The sequence below is a fragment of the Methylobacterium carpenticola genome (genome assembly GCF_042748905.1).
In the GTDB taxonomy this organism is placed as follows: domain Bacteria; phylum Pseudomonadota; class Alphaproteobacteria; order Rhizobiales; family Beijerinckiaceae; genus Methylobacterium; species Methylobacterium carpenticola.
The window spans coordinates 6,031,241-6,050,907 of sequence record NZ_JBHZEO010000001.1; the positions used below are offsets into that span (position 1 = coordinate 6,031,241).

Annotated in this window: 16 protein-coding genes; 12 read left to right on the plus strand and 4 right to left on the minus strand. The window is 68.8% G+C overall.

What is annotated here, in order from left to right:
* Nucleotides 1-63: 63 nt before the first annotated feature.
* Nucleotides 64-1,431 carry a glutamate--cysteine ligase gene (locus tag ACE101_RS27940; RefSeq protein WP_379136805.1) on the minus strand — a complete coding sequence of 456 codons (1,368 nt, stop codon included), beginning with the start codon at nt 1,429-1,431 and terminating at the stop codon, nt 64-66.
* Between the two features lie 496 nt (nt 1,432-1,927).
* Here ACE101_RS27940 and dnaE point away from each other — a divergent pair, with 496 nt between their 5' ends.
* A complete protein-coding gene (gene dnaE, locus ACE101_RS27945) occupies nt 1,928-5,404 on the plus strand; it encodes a DNA polymerase III subunit alpha (RefSeq protein WP_379136808.1) in 3,477 nt (1,158 codons plus the stop codon).
* A gap of 47 nt (nt 5,405-5,451) precedes the next feature.
* On the opposite strand, the gene nhaA is transcribed toward dnaE, so the two are convergent.
* Both nhaA and tlpA read right to left on the minus strand, forming a co-directional pair.
* The gene (gene nhaA, locus ACE101_RS27950; protein WP_379136810.1) at nt 5,452-6,651 is read right to left on the minus strand and encodes a Na+/H+ antiporter NhaA; all 1,200 of its coding nucleotides are present in this window, start codon (nt 6,649-6,651) and stop codon (nt 5,452-5,454) included.
* 516 nt (nt 6,652-7,167) lie between these two features.
* On the minus strand, nt 7,168-7,812 hold the full coding sequence (tlpA, locus tag ACE101_RS27955) for a thiol:disulfide interchange protein TlpA (RefSeq protein WP_379136813.1): 645 nt from the start codon (nt 7,810-7,812) through the stop codon (nt 7,168-7,170).
* Here tlpA and argH point away from each other — a divergent pair.
* The gene (gene argH / locus ACE101_RS27960; protein WP_379136816.1) at nt 7,811-9,199 is read left to right on the plus strand and encodes an argininosuccinate lyase; all 1,389 of its coding nucleotides are present in this window, start codon (nt 7,811-7,813) and stop codon (nt 9,197-9,199) included. The two genes, tlpA and argH, sit on opposite strands and share 2 nt — an antisense overlap.
* A 30-nt stretch (nt 9,200-9,229) precedes the next feature.
* Nucleotides 9,230-10,012, plus strand: coding sequence for an SDR family oxidoreductase (locus tag ACE101_RS27965; protein WP_379136818.1), 783 nt, complete (start codon nt 9,230-9,232; stop codon nt 10,010-10,012).
* A gap of 5 nt (nt 10,013-10,017) precedes the next feature.
* On the opposite strand, the gene ACE101_RS27970 is transcribed toward ACE101_RS27965, so the two are convergent.
* Nucleotides 10,018-10,386, minus strand: coding sequence for a VanZ family protein (locus tag ACE101_RS27970; RefSeq protein ID WP_379136821.1), 369 nt, complete (start codon nt 10,384-10,386; stop codon nt 10,018-10,020).
* Nucleotides 10,387-10,700: 314 nt separating this feature from the next.
* Between ACE101_RS27970 and ACE101_RS27975 the strand changes: the two genes are divergently transcribed.
* The 9 genes from ACE101_RS27975 (at nt 10,701) to ACE101_RS28015 (ending at nt 19,495) form a co-directional block, all read left to right on the plus strand.
* On the plus strand, nt 10,701-10,973 hold the full coding sequence (locus tag ACE101_RS27975) for a hypothetical protein (protein WP_379136824.1): 273 nt from the start codon (nt 10,701-10,703) through the stop codon (nt 10,971-10,973).
* A gap of 142 nt (nt 10,974-11,115) precedes the next feature.
* Nucleotides 11,116-12,243: an Mrp/NBP35 family ATP-binding protein gene (locus ACE101_RS27980; protein WP_379136827.1), complete on the plus strand. Its 1,128-nt coding sequence runs from the start codon at nt 11,116-11,118 to the stop codon at nt 12,241-12,243.
* The gene (mobA, locus tag ACE101_RS27985) at nt 12,240-12,869 is read left to right on the plus strand and encodes a molybdenum cofactor guanylyltransferase MobA (RefSeq protein ID WP_379136830.1); all 630 of its coding nucleotides are present in this window, start codon (nt 12,240-12,242) and stop codon (nt 12,867-12,869) included. The genes ACE101_RS27980 and mobA overlap by 4 nt, the downstream gene beginning before the upstream one ends.
* A 56-nt stretch (nt 12,870-12,925) precedes the next feature.
* Nucleotides 12,926-13,192, plus strand: a complete 267-nt coding sequence (locus tag ACE101_RS27990) for a hypothetical protein (RefSeq protein ID WP_379136833.1) — start codon at nt 12,926-12,928, stop codon at nt 13,190-13,192.
* 417 nt (nt 13,193-13,609) lie between these two features.
* Entirely contained in the window at nt 13,610-14,530 is a 921-nt protein-coding gene (locus ACE101_RS27995; protein WP_379136835.1) for a hypothetical protein, read from the plus strand.
* A 390-nt stretch (nt 14,531-14,920) separates the two neighbouring features.
* A complete protein-coding gene (locus ACE101_RS28000; protein ID WP_379136838.1) occupies nt 14,921-15,190 on the plus strand; it encodes a hypothetical protein in 270 nt (89 codons plus the stop codon).
* 313 nt (nt 15,191-15,503) lie between these two features.
* Nucleotides 15,504-17,342, plus strand: coding sequence for a S8 family serine peptidase (locus tag ACE101_RS28005; protein ID WP_379136841.1), 1,839 nt, complete (start codon nt 15,504-15,506; stop codon nt 17,340-17,342).
* Between the two features lie 636 nt (nt 17,343-17,978).
* Nucleotides 17,979-18,539, plus strand: coding sequence for a hypothetical protein (locus tag ACE101_RS28010; protein ID WP_379136844.1), 561 nt, complete (start codon nt 17,979-17,981; stop codon nt 18,537-18,539).
* Between the two features lie 191 nt (nt 18,540-18,730).
* Nucleotides 18,731-19,495 carry a Crp/Fnr family transcriptional regulator gene (locus ACE101_RS28015; protein WP_379136846.1) on the plus strand — a complete coding sequence of 255 codons (765 nt, stop codon included), beginning with the start codon at nt 18,731-18,733 and terminating at the stop codon, nt 19,493-19,495.
* Nucleotides 19,496-19,667 lie beyond the last annotated feature (172 nt).

Genomic DNA, 19,667 nt, shown 5'->3' on the forward strand with positions numbered 1-19,667 from the left:
CACAAGGGCCAGCTTGACGGTTTCGCTGGGGACAACGCCCGGGATCCGGCCGCGATGCCCGGCTCAGAAGGTGCAGGCGCCGAAGGCCGGATCGACCGAGCCGTTCCATGGCCCCTCGTAGAGGGCGAGCAGGTCCTCCGCCCGGGTCCGGCTCGCCGCGATGGCGTGGAGCGGGGCGAGGTGGAGCGTCTCGTCCCTCCCCTGCCCGTCGCGGCGGGCCCGCGCCTTGAGGCCGGCCTCCGCGAGGCCGAGCGCGTCGCGGGCGACCTCGCGCACGCTGCGTCCGCCGATCTCGGCCGCGAGCCCGAGGCGCGGCACCTCCGCCCGCAAAGCCTCGCGGGCGGCGGCGTCCCAGCCGTCGATCAGGTCGAGGGCGCCGTCGAGGGCCGCGTCGTCGTAGAGGAGCCCGACCCAGAAGGCCGCCTGGGCGGCGATCATGCCCGGATCGCCGACATCGGCCCCGCGCATCTCCAGGAAGCGCTTCAGGCGCACCTCCGGAAAGGCGGTCGAGGCGTGGTTCGCCCAGTCGGAGCGGGTCGCGCGCTCGCCCGGCAGGGCGGCGAGCCGCCCCTCCATCAGGTCGCGGAAGGAGGCGCCGCTGACGTCGTGGTAGGTCTCGCCCCGCTTCACGAAATACATCGGCATGTCGAGGAGCCAGTCCGCATAGGCCTCGTAGCCGAAGCCGGGCTCGAAGGCCCGCGGCAGCATGCCGGTGCGGTCGGGATCGGTGTGGCGCCAGATCTCGGAGCGCCGCGACAGGAACCCGTTCGGCCGCCCGTCGGTGAAGGGGGAGTTGGCGAACAGGGCGGTGGCGACCGGCTGCAGGGCGAGGCCGACGCGCATCTTGCGCACCATATCGGCCTCCGAGGCGAAATCGAGGTTCACCTGCACGGTGGCGGTGCGCAGCATCATGTCGAGGCCGAGGGTTCCGACCTTCGGCATGTAGGCCTGCATGATGCGGTAGCGGCTCTTCGGCATCACGGGCGTCTCGCCCCGCGTCCATTTCGGGCTCATGCCGAGGGTGAGGAAGCCGATGCCGAGCGGGTCGGCGGCCGCGCGCGCCGCGTCGAGGTGCTGGGCGAGTTCGAGGCTGGTCGCGTGCACGTCGGGCAGCGGCGCGCCGGAGAGCTCGAACTGGCCGCCGGGCTCGATGGAGATCGCGCCGCCGCCCTCGGCCGCCGCGAGCCCGATCACCCGCCCCGCATCGATGATCGGTTCCCAGCCGGTCGCCCGCTGCACGCCGTCGAGGAGCGCGCCGATGCCTCGCTCGCCCTCGTAGGGCACGGGCGCGAGGTCGGCGCGGTAGAACGGCACCTTCTCGTGCTCGGTGCCGATGAGGAAGGCGTCCTTCGGCTTCTCGCCTTGCGCGAACCACTCGATCAGTGCGTCCCGCGTGGTGAGCGGGGTCGCGTCGGACTCGTCGCGCGCCATGCGCCACCTCGTCGTCGGTTGTTCTCTGGATCCGGCGGGCGAAGGGCGCGGGGCCCGCGCCGCTCCACCGAAACGGTCGCGCTTAGATAGGCCGCCGCTCCCGGCGCCGCAACGCAGCGTCCGATGCGGCCGCTTCAGTTCCGATCGCGCGCGATCGATCGCCGGTTGTTCACCGATCGTTTACCGCAGGACCGGATCGCCGTGCAGCCCCCTTTGACTGCGAACGGAAAGCGAACAAACATGGTCCCGACAGCGAACGAAGGCTGCTCCCATGATCCTACGCAAAGTCCTCCTCGGAGTCACGGAGATCGCCGCGATGGGGCTTCTGGCCGGCGCGGTGGCCTTCTGGGCCGTGGCGCTGGCGCCACTGCATTGAGCGCTCGTGCGAAGAGCCTGTGAATCCCGCCCCGGTGTGGCGTGACTCCGGCAAGCGCTGCTGCAAACGTTCGCGGCCCGGCCGGGCGTCTCTCCGGCCGTGCGAGACGGAGAACGGCGCGTGCGGGTGCTCAAGGACGTCGGTTTCGTTCACCTCCACACCCACTCCTCCTACTCGCTGCTGGAGGGGGCGCTGAAGATCGGCGACCTCGTCAAGGCGGCGACGGCCGACCGGCAGCCGGCGCTCGCGCTCACCGACACCAACAACCTGTTCGGCGCCCTCGAATTCTCCGAGAAGGCGGCGGGCAGTGGCATCCAGCCGATCGCCGGCATCCAGCTCTCGGTGCAGTTCGAGGTGCCGGAGCCGGGCCAGCGCGGCGGGCCGCCGCCCCTGCCGAACCTCGTGCTGCTCGCGCGTGACGAGACCGGCTACGGCCACCTCCTGAAGCTCGCGAGCCTCGCCTATTTCGACGGGCCCCTCGGCGAATCGCCCCGGGTGCCGGTGGAGGCCCTGAAGGACTGCGCCCCGGGCCTGATCGCGCTCACCGGCGGCTTCACCGGCCCGCTCGATTCGTGCCTGCGGGCGGCGCGGCCGGAGCACGCCGCCTCGCGCCTCGCGCGGCTCGTGGAGGCCTTCGGCGAGGATCACCTCTACGTGGAGATCCAGCGCCACGGCCTGCCCGACGAGCGGGCGGTGGAGGCGGAGCTGATCGCGCTCGCCGACCGGCACGGGCTGCCCCTCGTCGCCACCAACGAGCCGTTCTTCGCCAAGCCGGAGGATTACGAGGCGCACGACGCGCTGCTCGCCATCGCCGAGGGGCGCATCGTCTCGGACGAGAAGCGCCGCCGGCTGACGCCGCGCCACGCCTTCAAGACCCGCGCGAGCATGGCCGAGCTGTTCCGCGACCTGCCGGACGCCCTCGCGGCGACGGTCGAGATCGCGATGCGCTGCGCCTACCGGGTGCGCACCCGCAAGCCGATCCTGCCGAGCTTCGGCCTGCCGGCCGGGAGCGCCCCCGCCGAGGCCGCCGAGTTTCTCGACGAGGCGGGCGAGCTGAAGCGCCAAGCGGAGGCCGGGCTGGAGCGCCGCCTCGCCCAGGCGGGCCCCGCCGAGGGGCTCACCGAGCAGCATTACCGGGACCGTCTCGCCTACGAGATCGGCATCATCACCAAGATGAAATTCCCGGGCTACTTCCTGATCGTCTCGGACTTCATCAAGTGGGCCAAGGCGAACGACATTCCGGTCGGGCCGGGCCGCGGCTCGGGCGCGGGTTCGCTGGTGGCGTGGTCGCTCCTCATCACCGACCTCGATCCGCTCCGCTTCGGCCTGCTGTTCGAGCGCTTCCTCAACCCCGAGCGCGTCTCGATGCCGGATTTCGACATCGATTTCTGCGTGGTCGGGCGCGAGCGCGTCATCGAGTACGTGCAGAGCCGCTACGGCGAGCGGCAGGTGGCGCAGATCATCACCTTCGGCACCCTGCTCGCCCGCGGCGTGCTGCGCGACGTCGGCCGCGTGCTGGAGATGCCCTACGGGCAGGTCGACAAGCTCACCAAGCTCGTCCCGCAGAACCCGGCCAACCCCGTCACCCTGGCCCAGGCGATCGAGGGCGAGCCGCGGCTCCAGAGCGCCATGGAGGAGGAGCCGGTGGTCGCCCGGCTGATGGAGATCGCCAAGAAGCTGGAGGGGCTGCACCGGCACGCCTCCACCCACGCGGCGGGCGTGGTGATCGGCGACCGGCCCCTCGAGGAGCTGGTGCCGCTCTACCGAGACCCGAAGACGGGCATGCGCGTCACCCAGTTCAACATGAAGTGGGTGGAGCAGGCCGGCCTCGTGAAGTTCGACTTCCTGGGCCTCAAGACCCTGACGGTGCTGCGCGGCGCCACCGACCTGCTCAAGCAGCGCGGGATCGAGATCGACCTCGCCGCCGTGCCCATCGACGACGCGCGCACCTACGAGCGCTTGCGCAAGGGCGAGGTGGTGGGCGTGTTCCAGGTGGAATCGGCGGGCATGCGCAAGGCGCTCGTCGAGATGTGCGCCGACCGCTTCGAGGATCTGATCGCCCTCGTCGCCCTCTACCGGCCGGGCCCGATGGCCAACATCCCGGTCTATTGCGAGCGCAAGCTCGGGCGCGATGCCGGCAACGAGGCCGCGTGGTACCCCCACACCAAGCTGGAGCCGATCCTGGCCGAGACCTTCGGCATCATCGTCTACCAGGAGCAGGTGATGGAGGTGGCCAAGGTGCTCGCCGGCTACTCGCTGGGCGACGCCGACCTCCTGCGCCGCGCCATGGGCAAGAAGATCAAGGCGGAGATGGACGCCCAGCGCGACCGTTTCCTCAAGGGCGCGATGGAGCGCGGCCTCGACAAGGCCAAGGCCAACGAGATCTTCGACCTGCTCGCCAAGTTCGCCGATTACGGCTTCAACAAGTCGCACGCGGCGGCCTACGCGCTGATCACCTATCAGACCGCCTACCTGAAGGCGAACTACCCCGTCGAGTTCCTGGCGGCCTCGATGTCCCAGGACCTCGACGACACCGACAAGCTCGCCGAGCTGCGCCAGGACGCGCAGCGCCTCGACATCAAGGTCGAGCCGCCCTCGGTGAACCGCTCCGGCGTCACCTTCGAGGTGCATGACGGCACGATCCGCTACGCGCTCGCGGCCATCAAGGGTGTGGGGCGCTCGGCCGTGGAGGCGATCGTCCAGGCGCGCGGCGACCGGCCGTTCCGGGACCTCGGCGATTTCGCCCGCCGCCTCAACCCGCGCCTCGTCAACAAGCGCACGCTGGAGAGCCTGGTCGGCGCCGGCGCCCTCGACGAGATCGAGCCCGACCGGGCCCGGGCCTTCGCGGCGGTCGAGCCGATGATGCGCCTCGCCCAGGGAGCGATCGAGGCCGAGTCGGTGGGCATGACCGACATGTTCGGCGGCGTCGCCGCCGCGGATGTGGCCCTGCGCATCCCCGCCTACGATCCCTGGCCGGCGGCCGACCGGTTGAAGAAGGAGTACGAGGCGGTCGGCTTCTTCCTGTCGGGCCATCCCCTCGACGAGTACGGCGACCTGCTCAGGAAGCTCCGCGTCCAGACCTGGGTGGAGTTCTGCCGCTCGGTGCGGGCGGGCAACAGCGTGGGGCGCGTCGCCGCCACCGTGCTCGACCGCTCGGAGCGGCGCACCAAGACCGGCAACAAGATCGGCATCGTCAACCTCTCGGACCAGACCGGCCATTTCGAGGCGATCGTGTTCTCGGAAGGGCTGCAACAGTACCGCGAACTCCTCGAGCCCGGCCGGGCCCTGGCCCTGCAGCTCCAGGCGAGCGCCGAGGGCGAGGACGTGCGCGCCCGCATCCAGACCTGCGAACCCCTCGACCAGGCGGTCGCCCGCCATCAGAAGGGCATGCGGATCTACCTGCGCGACGAGCGCCCCATCGCCAGCGTGCAGCAGCGCCTGACCGTGCGCGGCGAGGGCGAGGTCTCGCTGATCCTCATCCTCGACGGCGGCGAGCGCGAGGTCGAGGTGCGGTTGCGGGACCGCTACCAGGCGACGCCCCAGGTCGCGGGCGCCCTGCGGGCGGTGCCCGGGGTGGTGCAGGTGGAGGTGAACTGAGCGCCCCTCGCTTCTCGCTTGGCGGAGGTTGAGACGCGGGGGACCAGCTACTCCGCGGCCGGCACCTTCCTCGCCGCGAGCGACAGCACCAGCGCTCCGGCGAGCGACGAGAGCAGGGAGCCCACGAGCACGCCGAGCTTGGTCTCGGCTTCGAGATCCGGACGGGACGCGAAGGCGAGCGCCCCGATGAACAGGCTCATGGTGAAGCCGATACCGCAGAGCAGCGCCACCCCGTAGACGTGCTGCCAAGTGGCGCCGGCGGGCTTCTTCGCGAGCCCGGTCCGCACCGCGAGCCAGACCCCGCCGAACACCCCGATCTGCTTGCCGACGAACAGGCCGAGCGCGACGCCGAGCGTCACCGGGGCGAGGAGCACGCCGAGGCCGAGCCCCGTCAGCGACACGCCCGCATTGGCGAAGCCGAAGATCGGCACGACGGCGTAGGCGACGAGGGGCTGGAGCGCGTGCTCCAGCGCGTGCAGGGGCGAGTGGGTGTCGTCCGGGCGGCCCGGGCTCGGGCGGCAGGGAATCGCGAGCGCGAGCAGCACGCCCGCCACCGTCGCGTGGAGCCCCGAGCGCAGCACCACCAGCCAGAGCGCCGCGCCGAGGATGAGGTAGGGCCCGAGCCGCCGTGACCCGACCCGGTTGAGGGTGAAGAGCATCGCCAGGATGCCGGCCGCGAGCCCCAGCATCGGCCAGGACAGGTCGGCGGTGTAGAACACGGCGATGATCAGCACCGCGCCGAGATCGTCCAGGATGGCGAGCGCGGTGAGGAAGATCTTGAGCGAGACCGGTGCCCGCGCGCCGAGGAGCGCCAGCACGCCGAGCGCGAAGGCGATGTCGGTGGCGGCGGGGATCGCCCAGCCCCGGAGGGTCGCGGGCGTGTGCCAGTTGAGGGCGACGTAGACCAGCGCCGGGGCGATCATGCCGCCGAGCGCCGCGATGCCGGGCAGGGCCCGGTCCGGCCACGTGCGCAGGCCCCCGTCCAGGAACTCGCGCTTGATCTCCAGCCCGACCAGCAGGAAGAACACCGCCATCAGCCCGTCGTTGATCCAGTGGAGCAGGCTCAGGGGCCCGATCTCGGCGTGGAGCGCGTGGGCGTATGTCTCCCCGAGCGGGCCATTGGCGACGATCAGCGCGAGCAAGGCGCTCGCCATCAGCACGACGCCGCCGCCCGCGCTGCTGGCGAGGAGACTGCGCAGGGCGGAGAGCGGGCGCGGGACGCGGCGGATGCGGGACGGGGCGGTCATGATGCGGGCCCTGCCAGGAATCCAGAGTGCGTTCAACGACAGAGCACGGGCCGACGAGCGGCGCTTTCCCGTGCCGGACCATTCTCGCCGAGCGCGATCGGCCGTCACGGCGCGACGCGCGTCCTTAGCACTCCCGGCTTGTCAGCCGGACACTTGAGCTTGCGTCTCCCGGGCGGCGTCTCGCAGGCCGGACATGGAACAGATGGTGATCGTTCAGGCCGACCAGGCGGACGCCCGGACGGTGAAGGTCCTGCAAGGCGCGCAGGACGCAGGGATTCTCCGATCGCGTGTTCGTGGTCGACGGGTTCCGCGCTCTCCCGGGCGTCAAGATGCCCGCCCCGCTCGATGCGGCGGAGGTCAGCCGGCTGTCGATAGGCGAGCGCCTGTCGATCGACGCCCGGGGCGATCGGATGTCCGGGGCCGGCGGGAAGACCCGGCCCGGTGACGGTCTGAGCTGGGCACACGAGGGCTTCCAGGCGCCCCCAGGGAAGCGTCCCCTCCGGGCGCCGGCAGGGGTTACCCCGCCCCGAGCGCCGCCCGTACCAGCTTGAGCGCGTCCTCGCTCGCCCATTCGGCCGGGCCCTTCATCACGCCGATCTCGCAGCCGGCCCTGTCGATCAGGAGCGTCGTCGGCAGACCGACCACCGCCCCGCTCTTCTGCAACACCGGCAGCACGCCGCCCGCGGAATCGGAATAGTAGGCGAGCCGCTCGATCCGGTTCTCCTTCATCCAGGTCAGCGGCTTGTCGAGGTTGCGGGTGTCGACGTTGAGGGCCACCACCTCGAAATCGCTGCTCCCGAGGGCCGCCTGAAGTCGGTCGAGGGCGGGCATCTCGGCCTTGCAGGGCGCGCACCACGTCGCCCACAGGTTCAGGAGCACGGTGCGGCCCTTGAGGTCGTCGAGGCTACGCGGCTTGCCGTCCGGACCCGTGAAGGCCAGGGCCGGCGCGGGTTGCGGGGCGGGATCGACCTGGAGCGCGGCGACCTCGCCGCGGGCGAGCGGCGCCACCCGGGCGGCGGTCGCGGCGGCGGTCGCGCAGGTGCCGCTGTTGCCGTGGCCGCCCCTGGCGTATAGGGCGGCCCCGAGCGCAAGCCCTGCGGCAAGGACCCCGCCTCCCAGGGCGAGGCGGAGGGGCGTGACGGCGAGACGAGGTGCGGACATGAGCAACCGGATGTGGGGCGGGCGTTTCGCGAGCGGCCCCGCCGAGATCATGGAGGAGATCAACGCTTCCATCGGCTTCGACAAGCGCCTCGCCCCCCAGGACATCCGGGGCTCGCTGGCCCACGTGGCGATGCTGGGCAAGACGGGGATCCTGCCGCAGGCCGATGTGGCGGCGATCGAGGCCGGCCTCAAGACGGTTCAGGCGGAAATCGAGTCCGGCGCCTTCACCTTCGCGCGCGCGCTCGAAGACATCCACATGAATGTGGAGAGCCGCCTGCGCGAGATCGTCGGCCCGACGGCAGGGCGCCTGCACACCGCGCGCTCGCGCAACGATCAGGTCGCCACCGACATGCGCCTGTGGGTGCGCGACACCCTGGACGAACTCGACGCCCAGGCCGCCGAGCTGCAGCGGGCGCTGGCCGAGACGGCCCTCAAGCACGCGGGCACCGTGATGCCGGGCTTCACCCACCTGCAATCGGCCCAGCCCGTCACCTTCGGCCACCATCTCCTCGCCTATGTGGAGATGCTGGGACGCGACCGCGGCCGCTTCCGCGATGCCCGCGCACGGCTCAACGAGTGCCCGCTCGGCGCCGCGGCGCTCGCCGGGACTTCGTTCCCCATCGACCGGCACGCCACGGCCGCGGCGCTCGGCTTCGACCGGCCGACCGCCAATTCCCTCGATTCCGTGGCCGATCGCGACTTCGCCCTCGAAGCCCTCTCGGCCGCCGCGATCGCGGCGATGCACCTGTCGCGCTTCGCCGAGGAGATCGTGATCTGGACCTCGGCCCAGTTCGGCTTCGTGAAGCTCTCCGACCGCTTCACCACCGGCTCCTCGATCATGCCGCAGAAGCGCAATCCCGACGCCGCCGAGCTGGTGCGGGCCAAGGCCGGCCGGGTGATCGGCGCACTCTCGGGCCTGCTCATCGTCATGAAGGGGCTGCCGCTCGCCTATTCGAAGGACATGCAGGAGGACAAGGAGGGCACCTTCGACGCGCTCCTGACCCTCTCGCTGTGCCTTGCCGCGATGGCCGGGATGGTGCGCGATCTCGAGCCGGTGCCGGAGGTGCTGAAGGCCGCGGCCGGATCGGGCTACGCCACCGCCACCGACCTCGCCGACTGGCTGGTGCGCGAACTCGGCCTGCCCTTCCGCGACGCCCACCACGTCACCGGCCGCCTCGTCGGCGCGGCGGCGGCGAAGGGCGTCGGCCTCGAAGCCCTCCCGCTCGCCGAGATGCAGGCCGAGGAGCCGCGCATCACGGCGGCGATCTACGACGTGCTCGGCGTCGAGAACTCGGTGGCGAGCCGCACCAGCTACGGCGGCACCGCGCCCGCCAATGTGCGCGCACAGGCCGAGCGCTGGCTCGCCGCGCTCGCCGCGACGAAGTGATCGGGACGAAGCAAGCAGGAGCATGCATCCATGGATCTGGGCCTGAAGGGCAAGCGCGCCGTCGTTCTCTCCTCCAGCCGCGGCCTCGGCCGCGGCATCGCCGAGGGGCTCGCGGCGGAGGGGGCGAACGTGCTGCTGGCGGCGCGCAGCGGCGATCGCCTGAACGAGGCGGTGGCCGCCATCAACGCCCGCGGCCAGGGCCGCGCCTTCGCCTTCGCGGGCGACCTCAAGGACAGCGTCGAGGCGATCCACGCCGCGGCGCAGGAGCAGCTCGGCGGCGTCGACATCCTGGTCGCCAACACGGGCGGCCCGCCCGCCGGCCAGGCGACCAAGGTCGCACCCGAGGCCTGGGCGCCCCAGTTCGACGCCATGGTGGTACCGGTGATCCGCCTCGCGGGCCTCGTTCTGCCGGGGATGCGGCAGGCGGGCTTCGGCCGCGTCCTCGTCGTGGCGTCGAGCGGCGTCGAGCAGCCGATCCCCAACCTCGTGATGTCGAATGCCTTGCGCGCCTCCCTGGCCGGCTGGGCGAAGACGCTGGCGAGCGAGGTGGCGGCGGAGGGCGTGACGGTGAACATGATCCTGCCCGGCCGCATCGAGACCGACCGGACCGGTGAACTCGACGCCGCCAACGCCAAGGCCCAGGGCAAGACTCCGGCCGAGATCGCCGAGGCGGCCCGCGCGGCGATCCCCGCCAAGCGCTACGGCCGGGTGCAGGAATTCGCCGACGTCGCCTGCTTCCTCGCCTCGGAGCGGGCCTCCTACGTCACCGGCAGCATGATCCGGGTCGATGGCGGCGCGATCCGCTCCATCTGATCCTCTCAGGCGAGGCGCCGCCCGATGAGGCGGTGAAGGGCGGACCCGGCGAGCACGCCGAGGCCCGCCCCGCTGACGCTCGCTACCGCGTCGATGACCTGGGAGGTGCGGCCCGGCACCCAGATCTGGCCCACCTCCATCACGCAGGCGAGCGCCGCCAGCATCGTGAACAGCCGCCAGCCGGCCGGACGCGCGAGCCCGATCGCGAGGAGCGCGCCGGTTCCCGCATAGGCGATCACGTGCTCGATCTGCCCGGCGGCACCGGTGCGCAGCTCCCATTCCTTCGGGATCAGGGACAGCCAGACGATGACCGGGATGCAGAGGCATCCGGCGGCGAAGGCGAATCTCCGCAGCGTCATCACCGAGAGCGGCATCGTCCCTCCTTGCGCGTGTGGGTGACGGTCCCTTCGGCCGAAACGCGCGCCGTGTCCAGGGCGCCCGTCGCGTCCGGAAACCGGATCAGGCGAACAGGCTGGTGAGCAGGCTTCCCATCAGGGCCACGGTGGCGATGGTCATGATGAAGCCCAGATCCTCGATCCGCTCGCGCATGGAAGCCTCCCGGTCTGTGGATGGCGCTGTGGATGAACCGGGGATACGGCGACGCTGCCGCGGTCGCGGTGCGGTGCAGCACACGGAACGGTGGCGCGGGCACCGCGTCGGCCGGGCCGGAGCGAGGGAGGATCGAGACATGGGGCGCGCGCATTGGGGCGGGCTCGTCGTGGCGACGGTGCTGGGGCTCGCCTCCCCGGCCGGGGCCGAGGTGCGCCTCGGCGGCAACGTCCGGATCGGCGGATACGATTTCTCGGGGCGGCGTGCGGGTGCCGTCCATGTGGAGCGGGTGCGGCGGCTGCCGGGGCCGCCGGGCTGCCGGCATGTCCGCCGTGGGCGGTACCGGCGGGGCGACGGCACCCTGGTGCGCGGCCCCATGCAGGTGTGCCATCTTCCGGCCCGGCCGCATTGAGCCGGGAGCGGGCCGGCCCTGGTGTTTCCGCCACCTCGGGCTACATGGACATCTGGGGTTACATGGACATCTGGGGTTACACGGACGGATGAACCGGGCGCCGCTCGCGTCCGCCCGGGCGTCCCGCGAGGAGTACAGAGACGTGACGATCACCCGTGAGGACGTGCTGAGGGCGCTGTCGGGCGTGACGGTGGATGCGAAGGGCACCCCGCTGCCCGCCTCGGGGCGCCTCTCCGAGATCGTGATCGATGCCGGCAACCGGGTGATGTTCTCGATCGGCATCGACCCGAGCGAGGCCAAGGCCTTCGAGGCGGTGCGCCAAGCGGCCGAGATCGCCGTCCTGAAAATCGGTGGGGTCAAGAGCGCGCTCGCGAGCCTCACGGCCGAGCGGTCGCAGGGCGCGGCGCCCGCGGCGGCGCGTCCGCCCGGTCCCGGCGGGGCCGGCCCGCGGCCCGGCCCGGCGCTGCCGGGCATCCGCCACATCATCGCGGTGGCCTCCGGCAAGGGCGGCGTCGGCAAGTCGACCACGGCCTGCAACCTCGCCCTCGCCCTCAAGGCGCGGGGCCTGAAGGTCGGCCTCCTCGACGCGGACATCTACGGCCCCTCGGTGCCGAAGCTCCTCGGCCTCGACCGGAAGCCCGAGACGGTGAGCACCCCGCAGGGCCAGCGCATCGTGCCGCTCGACGGCTACGGCATGCCGGTGATGTCGATCGGCTTCCTGATCCAGGCCGATACGGCGATGATCTGGCGCGGCCCGATGGTGCAATCGGCCCTGACCCAGCTCCTGCGCGAGGTGGCCTGGGGCGAACTCGACGTGCTCGTCGTCGACATGCCCCCGGGCACCGGCGATGCGCAGCTCACCCTCGCCCAGGCGACGCCGCTCGCGGGCGCGGTGATCGTCTCGACGCCGCAGGATCTCGCGCTCATCGACGCCCGGCGCGGCGTGGCGATGTTCAAGCGGGTCGAGGTGCCGATCCTCGGCATCGTCGAGAACATGGCGACCTTCATCTGTCCGCATTGCGGGGGCGCCTCGCACATCTTCGGGCATGGAGGCGCCCGCGAGGAGGCGGAGCGCCTCGGCGTGCCCTTCCTCGGCGAGGTGCCGCTGACCATGACGATCCGGGAATCCTCGGATGCGGGCCGCCCGGTCGTGGCGGTCGATCCGGACGGACCGCAGGCCGCGATCTACCGGGACATCGCCGCCCGGCTCTGGGCGGGCCTGTCCGGCGCGCCCGCGGGCCGCACCCCGCCCCGGATCGTCATCGAGTGAGCGCGGCCCCGCCGACCCTCGGGGTGATCCTGGCCGGCGGCCTCGCCCGCCGGATGGGCGGCGGCGACAAGCCCCTGCTGCGGCTCGGCGGACCGACCCTGCTGGAACGCGTGGCGGCCCGCCTCGCGCCGCAATGCCCGGCCGGGGTGATCCTGAACGCAAACGGCGACCCGGCCCGCTTCGCCGGCCTCTTCCCGGGCCCGATCGTGCCCGATCCGGTCGCCGGAGCCGCAGGCCCCCTCGCCGGCGTGCTCGCGGCGCTCGACTACGCGGCCGAACACGTGCCGGAGGTGCGCTTCGTGGCGAGCGTCGCGGGCGACACGCCCTTCCTGCCTGCGGATTTCGTAGCCCGGCTCCATGCCGCCCGCGCGAGTGCGGGGCTTCCCCTCGCCACGGCGGTGTCGAATGGGCGCTCGCATTTCGTGGATGGCCTCTGGCCCGTGGCCTTGCGCCAGGACCTGCGCGCGGCGCTGGACGGCGGCTTGCGCCGCGTCGGCCAGTGGATCGCCGGGCATGGCGCCGCGCAGGCGGAATGGTCCTCCGATCCCGTCGATCCGTTCCTGAACCTCAACACGCCCGAGGATCTGGCCTTGGCCGAGGCGATGATGGCGCGTCTGCGAAACTGAGCGGATTCCCGCCTGCGGCGCGCCGGTCTAAGATCGGTGGGCGATACGAGGCCACCGTGATGAGCACACGCAGTGCCTGGGATCGGGAGGCGGCTCTCCTGGCGCTCTCGGAAAAGCACCTCACGGACGGTCGCCGCCGGATCGACGAGCAGCGCAGGCGCATCACGATGCTGCGCCAGGGCGGCTGCGACGTCGGCCTTGCCGAAGACCTTCTGGCGGCTCTGGAATGCACGCAGCAGGAGTGGCAGTCGCACCATGATCTCATCGCGGCCCACCTTGCCGCGATCGAGGCGGCGGAGAGGACGGATCGGTCGGACACCTGATCGGGCGAGGGTCTTCGCGCGCGGAGCCGCCCGTTCCGCGACGCCCTGATGCAGCGTGAAGCGTGCCGGGCTCGCGCCCAATCGTGTGCCATTCGACCTTGCGGGACACGGTTTTCGTCCACTCGATTGCGGTCCTCGTCATTCGTTTGATGTATTGCGAGTGCATTGCTAAGCTTTCAGAGAGCAATGCATGCTGCTTTAGCTTGCACATTTTGTATGCAGCAGCTGATTGTGTACTAGACATGCAATTTGAGGGCGAGTAGTATTTGTACATGCCCACCGAGACTTGCTTGCCTGCAAGTGCTCTTTTTCTTTGCTTGTGGGCGTTAACGTTACCCGCTGGCTGGGTCTGGAATGGTCGAGCCTTTTACTTGCCGGCTCGGCATTCACATTAGCCTTCAAACAGGGGAAACGGTCATGACAGCTTACACTAGCGCAGCCTCTGGCAACGGCCAGTTTGGGCCCCAGTTCGATTGGAGCATCGTCGGTGATGTTCTCAAAACCGTCGGGCCGATTGCACTCAGTTTCTTGCAGGCCCAGCCGGGTGGCCTGGGCGCCCAGCGGGCCGGAGCACCGGGCCTGGCGGGCATGAACGCCGGTCAGCCGCAGCTGGGGGCGCAGTTCGACTGGAGCGTCATCGGCGACGTGATCAAGACCGTCGGCCCGATCGCCCTGAGCTTCCTGCAAGCCCAGCCGGGCGGTTTGGGCGCCCAGCGCGCCACGATGCCCGGTCTGACCGGCTTGAGCACGGGGCAGCCGCAGCTCGGGGCGCAGTTCGACTGGAGCATCATCGGCGACGTGCTCAAGACCGTCGGGCCGATCGCGCTCAGCCTCCTGCAGGCCCAGCCGGGTGGCCTGGGCGCCCAGCGGGCCGGAGCACCGGGCCTGGCGGGCATGAACGCCGGTCAGCCGCAGCTGGGGGCGCAGTTCGACTGGAGCGTCATCGGCGACGTGATCAAGACCGTCGGCCCGATCGCCCTGAGCTTCCTGCAAGCCCAGCCGGGCGGTTTGGGCGCCCAGCGCGCCACGATGCCCGGTCTGACCGGCTTGAGCACGGGGCAGCCGCAGCTCGGGGCTCAGTTCGACTGGAGCATCATCGGCGACGTGCTCAAGACCGTCGGGCCGATCGCGCTCAGCCTCCTGCAGGCCCAGCCGGGTGGCCTGGGCGCCCAGCGGGCCGGAGCACCGGGCCTGGCGGGCATGAACGCCGGTCAGCCGCAGCTGGGGGCGCAGTTCGACTGGAGCGTCATCGGCGACGTGATCAAGACCGTCGGCCCGATCGCCCTGAGCTTCCTGCAAGCCCAGCCGAGCAATCTCGGTGCTCACCAGATGCACTGAAGCCCATGACGGCCTCGGGGTGAACACACATCGCCGGCGCGTCGGCATCCGTGAACCGCGGACAGGCCGCCGCGACCTGTGAGGTGACCCCGATCGCTGGGCGTCCGGTGCTCCTGCCGCGGTGGCACGCGAGAGCACTCCCGTGGAGTGGATGCGGGGACGGCGCCGAAGCGAAAGCGACGAGCTGGGAGCCGTGGCCGTTCCAACCAGAGCAGCGACGGCTTCCATCCCTGACGGCAAACCGTGGCCGAGTGTTCAAACAAGTCTGCGCACGGGCAGATATGCAGTCATTGAATCAAGGTATATGGTGAAAATAGCTGGGATGAATGTATTTCCAAACTTCGCTCGTGTTTTGCTGCTGTCCTCAAGGTGATCGACGGGGATGATTCGATGGCCAGTCCAGATCAGAAGGAAGAATTCCTGGTTCGCATCAAGGCGCAACCCGATGCCGATGTGAACGATCTCAGGCGGCGCATTGCGGAAGATGGAGGGGTTGATGTCCTCGATCCGGACGTTGCGGGCTCTGGCAATTTGATGAGCGTGAAGATGACGGGCGCCTTGGCGCAGCAGTTGAAAAACGAATTATCCGGAAAGGCAGAGATCGTCCCGAATGTTCAGCTTATGGATCCCGGCGTGATTCCAACGATGCCCCCAGACTAATGGCATTGAAATCAATGGGAGAGAGGTCATGGCAGATCGGACGCGGAGAGGATCGGCGGGACAAGGCAATCCTGATTCCACGGACACAACCACGAGCCCGTCGAGCTCCGAGATACGGGCCGATACGGCCACGGCGAGGGCCGGATCAGCCACGGCGGCGAGCAATTCCGAGGCGGAGGCTTCGGTTTCCGAGACGGTTGCACCTCCGAGTCGTTCAGGCACGCGCGCTTCCGGCGATTCCGATCGGCCGACGTCGGCTGCGGGAACGGCAGCGTCCCCGTCCGCCGCTTCGGCTTCCGATGACGGCTCGTCGGTGAGCGGCAACGGGCACGACAATGCCCAGTCCGTGCCCATCACGCAGAAGCGCGACGAATTCCTCATCGCTCAGGTCAGCGATCCGTCCCGCGCCCCGCCCCTCGATCTGGCGGCGTTCCTGAACACCCAGTTCGGCGCGCTTCTCGCCGGACGGCCGGTCGCGCCACCGCAATTCTCCGTGCTGTCCAATCCGGATTTCTCGATGCTGGCGGACCAGCTCGACGGCCCTGATTTCGAGGTCATCGAGAGGATCGCGCCGAAGGGGCTGACGGCCGTATCGACGGTCGACTCCCCGCCGCCGCCGCAGCTCATCGTGGCCCGGATGTCCCCGGAGAAGGCGGAATCCCTCAAATCCACCTCGGGAGGCCGATTCCTGGTTACGGCCAATCCGCCCTTGCTGATGGCCGATGCCCAATCCACGGCCTTTGCCGCAGCCTTCCAGGCGCCCTCGGTCGGCAATTCCGTCGGTGCGATGCTGGCATTCACGATCGAAGTGCTCGGTGAGACCGCGCCCCTGCCGAATACGCAGATCTACGTTTACGGCAGCACCGGCACGACGCAGGGCATCACGGATCAGAACGGGCGCGCTTCGTTCTCGTTCGCGCAGGAGACGGCGTCGACGATCCGCGGGATCATGATCCAGCCGGCCCATAGCTACTGGAACATCCTCATCAGACGGCCGGCCCTGTCCGAGACGACCGTGAACTCCATTCAGTTGCGATCCCTGGTTTCGACATTCGGCAACCTCCTGACGCAGGACAATTTCGGCTGGGGGCAGAGGGCCATGAGGCTCGACAAGTTGCCTGCCGACTATCGGGGTCAGGGCATCAAGATCGCCGTCATCGATTCCGGCATCGACGCGAGCCACCGCGACCTCTCGAACGTCAGGACGGGGTTCGATTTTCCGCGCAGCAACGCGAATACGTGGAGAGTCGATTCCATCGGTCACGGCTCACACTGCGCCGGGATCATCAGCGGCGTGGCCGACAATGCCTTCGGAGTCAGGGGGTTCGCTCCCGATGCGGAGGTCCACGCCTTGAGGGTCTTGCCCGAAGGGCGGGCGGACGATCTGGTGAAGGCCCTTCAATACTGCATCGACCACGACATCGACGTCGTGAACCTCAGCCTCGGCGGGGTGGGCGGGGATCCGCAGGCCATCGCGGAGATCAGCTCGATCGTGGAGCCGTACCTGTCCAAGGCGAAGTCCCTGGGCGTCGCCTGCATCGCGGCGGCCGGCAACAGTTCGGGGCCCGTGCTCTATCCGGCGAGTTCGCCCAACGTGCTCACGGTGTCGGCCATCGGAAAGGTCGGCGAGTTCCCGGCCGACAGCTACCACGCCTCCCTGCCCTTGACCCCGGTCCAGGCGGACGGCGTCTTCTTCCCGCGGTTCAGCTGCTTCGGGCCGGAAGTGGAGGTCGCCGGACCCGGCGTGGCGATCGTCTCATCCGTTCCGGGGAATGTCTTCGTGGCCTGGGACGGGACGTCGATGGCCGCGCCGCACATCACGGGATTGGCGGCATTGGTGCTGGCGCACAATCCGGACTTCACGTCGCAATACCAAGCCCGGAATGCCGCAAGGGTCGATCACCTCTTCTCCATCCTCCGGCAGAGCGCCCAACCCTTGAATCTGGGCGATCCGACGCGCTCGGGCGCGGGGTTGCCGGATGCGGTCGCCGCGGTTCAGCCGAGAGTTGCAGTGTCTCAAGGCGCGAGCGTTCAGCGGCCCACGCCATCGGCGGCCCGTGCGGAGAGTGGCGGTCTCACCGCGGCACAGATCGCGGACCTCACGCAGCGGATCGCGGCAGCCCTGCAAGGCGCGAGACCCGGCGGAGGCTAGGCGATCGCCGATAACGGGCCCTTCGAGCGCATCGGTCGCGGCTGGGCTCGCCCGCAAGTCACCGTGATGCCTGCCGCCCGGTCACCATGCCGGGCGTCAGGTGCTTCGTCATCGTCACTCTCCCGCCGCCAGGGCCGCGGCCACTCACGGCTCCCAGCTTCGTCCGACAGCCGCCGCGGGCTGGCGAGCCGGCCGGCCGAGAGCCACCGGATCGCCCCCATCGCCGGTGCCGGGCTGCTACCCTCAGCGTTGCCTGCTTGACCCGTCCGTCGCTCGACCACCGGAACCGCCATGGATCTCACGTCCGGACACACGCCGTTCGTGCGCCGGCGGCGTACGGGGTGAGACAGGCCTCTCACGACCGGGCTTGGCCGGCTGAAGGTCTCGTTGATCAATATCTCCTGGAATAGCAGCCCCCACGGTCCGCCAGCCCGCGGCTCCAGGTCAAGCTGAACGCCGACCAGATCGGCTGCGGTTCCAGGACGGCTGAGATCGTGATCAATTGAGGGCTACATGATTTCACGAAGAGCTGGCCAATCAAACATAGTGTGTTAACAAATGACGTTGCCGTGTGAACATTCGGCAACCAAAAGCTAGCCCAAGTGTCATCATGCAAGAGGGAGGAGGCAGCTGGACATGGGCGCTCATCCGAGCCTGCGCACCGTAAAACATATGACGCCGCGCGGCGGCCTACAGGCTGCTGAGTACGAAGATATCGGCTATGGATATCTGGAGATTATCGAAAATTCAGTCAGATATATTGATAAAGAGACGGGTAAGTGCCTGATAAGCTTCTCTTATGCTTCCCAAAGGGACGCAGCGCTACAGCTGCGCTTTTTCAGGCAGGCTTGCCAGGACGCAAAAAGCCACCACAGCGTAAGCAAGTTCAATCGGTCTGAGTTGAGGATTGCGGGCCGCACAACGACGGTGAAAGATCCAATCGAAAAAGACGATGAAGAGGGCCGGAAGATGTTGCCGCAGCCCGCAAATGTCGTTTCCGGAAGGGAAATCGCGGCAAGCAACCGTGAGGATCAAGCTCGTTTTTGCCCGAAGCTCTGGAAGATCCTGGATATGAGCTTCCCTGATCCGCTTGTCCGGATGACCTTCTCCTCGGAGCGGCAAGCTCGCGTCGCCTGTGAAACGATGAATGCCAAGGCCCGCCGAGAGCGGTTCGAGGTGGTGTGGATGGGGACTTGAGGTGTCTGGGTCGTCCGGACGGATTGCGCTGACACACGGCCTTGCGCTCGCGGGCGGACCAACGCTGGCCAGAACGAGCCATCTGATCCGGCGTTGCTCCGCCAAGGAGGAGGCATCTTCCCGGCAAGCGTGCGTGACTTCAATGGTTTGCATGACGGTCGATGGTGCAAGCCTGAGTAAGAGTAACCGAAATGCACAACCTTTTGATAAGAAAGCTTGAACAAACTGGTGTATTGAAAGATAGCGATATCGAAGCCTTGCGATGTATAAAATTCAAGGAGCGAATAGTAACCGCGGGAAGTAATATTTACCATGGTGAATTTGCGGAAAATTTGCATCTCATCGTCGAGGGGATGGCCTGCAGATACAAGATTTGGGCGGATGGCGATCGACGGATCCTGTCCCTGATTGTTCCAGGTGATCTCTGCGACGGGCACGCACCGTTGCCATTCATGTTTCAGACCGAGGTGGCAGCGCTGACGACCTGCAAAGTTGCGGATATTCCCCGTCAGACGATGGCCGATCTGATCGACCTATACCCACGCATTGCGCGGGCTCTCTGGTGGATAACACTCGTCAAGCTCAGCACAACTCAGGTGTGGCTGGCGAATATGGGGCGAGTGGCCGATAAACGAGTGGCGCATTTCTTTTGTGAATTGCTTGTGCGCTTGCAAGCGGTCGGCCTTGCCGATGATGGCAGTTACGATTTCAATCTCACACAGCTGGAATTGGGAGAGATTTTTGGACTGTCCAATGTTCACGTCAATCGTGTTTTGAAGTCATTGAAGGAATTGGGTTTAATGACGGTGGCGAATCGTCGGGTGACGATTCCTGATGTCAGACGGTTGAAGAAATTTGCCGACTTCGATCCGGATTATCTGCATGACGCGGCGGATCTTGGTGCGAACAAGCGGGCCTTGGCTTTGTCGGAGCAGATCGCGAAGCAGAGGGCCTGATCGCGTGCATGCGGGCAGCGCCGTGACAAGGGTGCTCCCGAGCCGTCTCCGGCCGTCCGACCCGGTGCGAACTGCGCCGTACCGCTCGTGGCGGCTCTCCAGCAGCCGAGCTGGCCCAACCTTGACGTGGCGGCGGGATGCGACCGCCAGGGTCGGCGGGCTGCCATCCTCA

What these genes read in the sequence shown, in the direction of transcription:
- nhaA (WP_379136810.1), bottom strand. Translation starts at nt 6,651, where the DNA reads ATGACCGCCCCGTCCCGCATCCGCCGCGTCCCGCGCCCGCTCTCCGCC.
- ACE101_RS28000 (WP_379136838.1), top strand. Translation starts at nt 14,921, where the DNA reads ATGGCCAGTCCAGATCAGAAGGAAGAATTCCTGGTTCGCATCAAGGCG.
- ACE101_RS27975 (WP_379136824.1), top strand. Translation starts at nt 10,701, where the DNA reads ATGGGGCGCGCGCATTGGGGCGGGCTCGTCGTGGCGACGGTGCTGGGG.
- ACE101_RS27940 (WP_379136805.1), bottom strand. Translation starts at nt 1,431, where the DNA reads ATGGCGCGCGACGAGTCCGACGCGACCCCGCTCACCACGCGGGACGCA.
- ACE101_RS28015 (WP_379136846.1), top strand. Translation starts at nt 18,731, where the DNA reads ATGCACAACCTTTTGATAAGAAAGCTTGAACAAACTGGTGTATTGAAA.
- argH (WP_379136816.1), top strand. Translation starts at nt 7,811, where the DNA reads ATGAGCAACCGGATGTGGGGCGGGCGTTTCGCGAGCGGCCCCGCCGAG.
- ACE101_RS27965 (WP_379136818.1), top strand. Translation starts at nt 9,230, where the DNA reads ATGGATCTGGGCCTGAAGGGCAAGCGCGCCGTCGTTCTCTCCTCCAGC.
- ACE101_RS27970 (WP_379136821.1), bottom strand. Translation starts at nt 10,386, where the DNA reads ATGCCGCTCTCGGTGATGACGCTGCGGAGATTCGCCTTCGCCGCCGGA.
- ACE101_RS27995 (WP_379136835.1), top strand. Translation starts at nt 13,610, where the DNA reads ATGACAGCTTACACTAGCGCAGCCTCTGGCAACGGCCAGTTTGGGCCC.
- ACE101_RS28010 (WP_379136844.1), top strand. Translation starts at nt 17,979, where the DNA reads ATGGGCGCTCATCCGAGCCTGCGCACCGTAAAACATATGACGCCGCGC.
- tlpA (WP_379136813.1), bottom strand. Translation starts at nt 7,812, where the DNA reads ATGTCCGCACCTCGTCTCGCCGTCACGCCCCTCCGCCTCGCCCTGGGA.